This window comes from Microbacterium sp., from assembly GCF_031178525.1.
Lineage (GTDB): Bacteria > Actinomycetota > Actinomycetes > Actinomycetales > Microbacteriaceae > Microbacterium.
The window spans coordinates 1-4,750 of the sequence record NZ_JAPSJA010000186.1 but is presented as its reverse complement, the minus strand read 5'-3'; the positions used below and the strand labels follow the sequence as shown (position 1 = coordinate 4,750).

At 70.0% G+C, this 4,750-nt stretch carries 4 protein-coding genes and 1 pseudogene; all 5 read left to right on the top strand.

Features of this window, described 5'->3' with window-relative positions:
* Positions 1 to 344, top strand: a 344-nt coding sequence (locus tag RIF89_RS11075; protein ID WP_309069169.1) for an FHA domain-containing protein, incomplete at its 5' end; no start/stop codon positions are given.
* A 12-nt stretch (positions 345 to 356) separates the two neighbouring features.
* The gene (locus tag RIF89_RS11070) at positions 357 to 1,670 is read left to right on the top strand and encodes a protein phosphatase 2C domain-containing protein (RefSeq protein WP_309069168.1); all 1,314 of its coding nucleotides are present in this window, start codon (positions 357 to 359) and stop codon (positions 1,668 to 1,670) included.
* Positions 1,667 to 3,061 carry an FtsW/RodA/SpoVE family cell cycle protein gene (locus RIF89_RS11065; protein WP_309069167.1) on the top strand — a complete coding sequence of 465 codons (1,395 nt, stop codon included), beginning with the start codon at positions 1,667 to 1,669 and terminating at the stop codon, positions 3,059 to 3,061. The genes RIF89_RS11070 and RIF89_RS11065 overlap by 4 nt, the downstream gene beginning before the upstream one ends.
* Positions 3,058 to 4,521: a penicillin-binding transpeptidase domain-containing protein gene (locus RIF89_RS11060; RefSeq protein WP_309069166.1), complete on the top strand. Its 1,464-nt coding sequence runs from the start codon at positions 3,058 to 3,060 to the stop codon at positions 4,519 to 4,521. The genes RIF89_RS11065 and RIF89_RS11060 overlap by 4 nt, the downstream gene beginning before the upstream one ends.
* A pseudogene (locus tag RIF89_RS11055) lies at positions 4,518 to 4,750 on the top strand (serine/threonine protein kinase); the annotation flags it as partial. The gene RIF89_RS11060 and the pseudogene RIF89_RS11055, both read left to right, overlap by 4 nt.

The window sequence follows — 4,750 nt, the reverse complement described above, 5'->3', positions numbered from 1 at the left end:
CGGCTCCCGCGCCGAGCGGAGGTGCCGCGGGTCCCGCCACGACCAGCACGGTCTCGCGCATCGTGATCACCTCGGGCCCCAAGGCCGGACTCGAGCTGCCGCTCGGCACGGACTCGCTCACGATCGGCCGCTCGAGTGAGACCGGTCTCGTGATCCGCGACGACTACACGTCGAGCCAGCACGCGCGGCTCGTGCTGTGGGGCGAGCAGTGGATGCTGCAGGACCTGGAGTCCACGAACGGCACGTTCCACGGCGGCGAGCGCGTCTCGCCGAACTCGCCGGTCCCGGTGCAGTCGAACACCCCGATCAAGGTCGGCGCCACGACCTTCGAGCTGCGGAAGTAAGCGCCCGCCGACATGTTCGTGGGATCGAGTGCCGCCATCTCCCATACCGGGAAGGTGCGGTCCAACAACCAGGACTCGGGCTATGCGGGCTCGAACCTCTTCGTCGTCGCCGACGGCATGGGCGGGCACGCGGGCGGCGACGTCGCGTCGAGCGTCGCGGTCAACACGCTCCAGGAGCTCGACCACGTCTACCCGTCGCCCGAGGACGCCGAGGTCACGCTGCGCGAGACGATCGCGGCGACGGCGGGCGACCTGATCCAGCTCGTCGCCCGGCGTCCGGAGCTCGCGGGCCTCGGCACCACGGTCAGCGCGATCGCAATGGTCGACCAGTACGCGGTCATCGCACACATCGGCGACTCGCGCATCTACCTGTGGCGCGACGACGCGCTCACGCAGATCACCACCGACCACACGTTCGTGCAGCGCCTCGTCGACTCGGGGCGCATCACGCCCGAGGAGGCCCGCTTCCATCCGCGCCGCTCGGTGCTGATGCGCGTGCTGGGCGACATGGATCCGGACCCCGAGATCGACACGTTCATCATGCCGACGCAGCCGGGCGACCGCTGGCTGCTGTGCTCGGACGGGCTGAGCGGCGTCGTCGACGAGGCGCACATCCAGAAGGCCCTGCGCCTGGGGCTGCCTCCCGGGCGGACCGCCGACATCCTGCTCAAGTACGCCCTCGACGGCGGCGCCCCCGACAACGTCACGATCGTGATGGTCGACGTCGGCGGCCAGCATCCGCTCGTGAGCGGAACCGCGACGATCGTCGGATCGGCGTCCAACCCGCAGGGCGTGAAGGTCCCCGCCGTCGCCGCCCGTCCCCTGATCTCGACGAGCTGGCTGCATCCGAATCGCCAGGCGGCGAACGAGCCGACCCACTTCGAGCCGGAGCCCGAGTACCTCGAGGAGCTCATCGAGGAGGACAGGCGCCGCGCCCGGCGCCGCCGCATCAGCCTCGTCGCCGTGCTCGTGCTGATCGCGGCACTGATCGCGGCGGGCTTCGCCGTGTTCTACAGCTGGACGCAGACCCGCTACTACGTCGGCGCCGACGACGACTCGGTCGTGATCTTCCAGGGCATCCAGCAGTCGCTCGGTCCGATCACGCTGTCGTCGCCGTACGAGGACACAGACATCCTGCTCGCGGATCTGTCGCCCTATCAGCGCGCTCGCGTCGAGTTCACGATGAACGCGCGCTCCTTCGCCGACGCCGAGGCGATCGTCGAGCGGCTGCGCGACTCCGTCGTCGTGCCCGAACCCGAGCCGAGCCCGCTGCCGACCCAGAGCCCGACGCCGTCGGGCTCGCCGACCCCGGGAGACGACGGATGACCGAGGTCGCCGCCGACACCACGATCCTCAAGGCGCTGCGCCGCGTGCGGCAGCGCCAGCCGCTGCGCAACCGCGAGCTGTTCCTGCTGCTGTTCGCCATCCTCCTGACCCTGGGCGCGACGGCGCTGTCGCAGCTCGGCGAGCTCGGCCGCATCGACACGGGTGTGCTGATCGGTCAGGGCGTCGTCGCCGCGCTCGTGCTCGCGCTGCACGTCGTGCTGCGCGTGCGCGCGCCGCAGGCCGACCCGTTCGTCGTGCCGATCGCCACCCTGCTCACGGGCCTCGGCATCGCGATGATCTACCGCCTCAGTCTGTCGATCGACGACTGCCCGGGCGGCGCGCGCTGCGTCAACCCCGGCGGCGGCACGAGCCAGCTGCTCTACGCGGGTGCCTCGATCCTCGCCGCCGGCGTGCTCGTCTGGCTGCTCGGCAACTACCGCGTGCTGTTCCGCTACACGTACGTGTTCGGCCTGTCCGGCCTTGTCCTGCTCGTCCTGCCCTTCATCCCGTTCATCAACGGCGGCGGGAACGCGACGGTCTGGATCCAGATCGGCCCCGTGAACTTCCAGCCGGGCGAGATCGCGAAGATCTGCCTGGCGATCTTCTTCGCCGGTTACCTGGTGCGCACGCGCGAGAGCCTGACCTCGACCGGAACGCGGTTCCTCGGCTTCACGTTCCCCCGCGCGCGCGAGTTCGGGCCGCTGCTGGTGATCTGGCTCGTGTCGATGGTGATCATCGTCGCCCAGCGCGACCTCGGCACCGGTCTGCTCATCTTCGGCATGTTCGTCGCGACCCTCTACGTCGCGACGGGCAAGACCGGATGGGTGCTGATCGGCGTGTTCCTCGCGGTCGGCGGCGCGGTCGCCGCCTCGTACGTGCTGCCGTATGTGCGCGGGCGCTTCGACGCCTGGCTCGGAGCGTTCAACCCCGAGCTGTACGAGGCGGACGGCGGCAGCTACCAGCTCGTGAACGGCATCTTCGGCCTGGCGCACGGCGGCCTGCTCGGCACGGGGCTCGGGCTCGGTCGCCCGTACCTCACGCCCGTCTCGCAGAGCGACTACATCATCCCGAGCATCGGCGAGGAGCTGGGGCTCGTGGGCGTGTTCGCGATCCTGTGCCTGTATCTCGTCTTCGTTGCCCGCGGCCTGCGCATCGGCGTGAGCGGTCAGGACGACTTCGGGAAGCTGCTCGCGACCGCTCTGTCGTTCACGCTCGCGCTGCAGGTGTTCATCATGGTCGGCGGCGTCACGCGGCTCATCCCGCTTACGGGCCTGACCACGCCGTTCCTCGCCGCGGGTGGATCGTCGCTGCTCGCGAACTGGCTGATCGTCGGGATCATCCTGCGCATCAGCGACGCCGTGCGCCAGCAGCCGAGGGCGGTGATCGGATGACGAAGGAACTCCGGCGACTGAGCATCATCGTGCTCATCATGTTCCTGGCGCTGTTCGGCTCGACCAGCGCGATCCAGGTGTTCCAGGCGAACGCGCTGGCGGGCGAGCCCAACAACCGCCGCACGCTGCTCGACAGCTACGAGACCCAGCGCGGCGCGATCATCGCGGGCGGCGGCGAGATCGCCACGTCCTCGCCCATCGACGACGTCTACGTGTGGCAGCGGGAGTACGCCGACTCGGTGATGTGGTCGCACGTCACCGGCTTCCTGAACCCGACGCTCGGCACGGCGACCGGCCTCGAGGACGCCATGCGGCAGGAGCTCTCCGGCACGGCCGGATCCGCGTTCTTCTCCCGGATCGAGCGCATCGTGACGGGCCAGCCGCCCCGCGGATCGAGTGTCGTGCTCACGCTGGATCCTGAGGTCCAGCGCGTCGCCTACGACGCCATGGGTGGCCTCACGGGCGCGGTCGTCGCGATCGAGCCGGACACCGGCCGCATCCTGGCGATGGTGTCGACGCCGGGGTTCGACGCGAACCAGCTTGCCGTGCACGATCCGGAGGCGTCCGAAACGACGTACACGGCGCTCGAGGAGGACCCGGCGCAGCCGCTGCAGAACCGCGCGCTGGCGGGCGACGTGAACCCTCCCGGCTCGACGTTCAAGCTCGTGGTCGCGGCCGCCGCGTTCGAGTCGGGCGACTACGACGCGGACACCGAGCTGCCCAACCCCGAGACGTACCAGCTGCCGCAGTCGACGAACACCGTGCACAACGCCAGCGGCACCACGTGCGGTCCGGGCGAGACCACGAACATCGCGACCGCGATCCGGCTCAGCTGCAATGTGCCGTTCGCCGAGCTCGCGGTGGAGCTCGGCGCCGACGCGATCCGGGAGACGGCCGAGCGCCTCGGGTTCAACCGCGAGATCCAGGCCGCGCCGCTCGCCGCGACCACCTCCACCTACCCGGACAGCATCGTGGACGACGCCCAGACCGCGCTGAGCGGCTTCGGGCAGGGCCGGGTGCAGGCCACGCCGCTGCAGATCGCGATGGTCTCGGCCGGCATCGCGAACGGCGGGACGGTCATGAACCCGTACCTCGTCGAAGAGGTGGTCGGGCCCGACCTCTCCGTGCAGCAGTCGTTCTCGCCCTCGACGTTCAGCGATGCGCTCGAAGGCGACACGGCCGAGCAGGTGACGTCCGCCATGGTGTCCAGCGTCCAGGACGGCGCCGCGACGGGTGCAAGAATAGACGGCGTCGACGTGGCCGGGAAGACGGGCACCGCGGAGATGGGCGGGGACAACCCGTACACGCTCTGGTTCACGGGATTCGCGCCGGCCGACGACCCCGAGGTCGCGGTGGCGGTCGTCGTCGAGGACGGCGGCGGGCAGGGCCAGACGGGCAGCGGGAACACGATCGCGGCGCCGATCGCGAAGAAGGTCATGGAGGCGGTGCTGAGCAGATGAGGCCAACGCAGGGCGTGTCCTTCGGCGGACGGTATGAGCTGAACTCGCGGATCGCGATCGGCGGCATGGGCGAGGTCTGGGAGGCCACGGACCACGTGATCGGCCGCACGGTCGCCATCAAGATCCTCAAGGACGAGTACATGGGCGATCCCGGGTTCCTCGAGCGCTTCCGCGCCGAGGCCCGTCACGCCGCGCTCGTCAACCACGAGGGCATCGCCAGCGTGTTCGA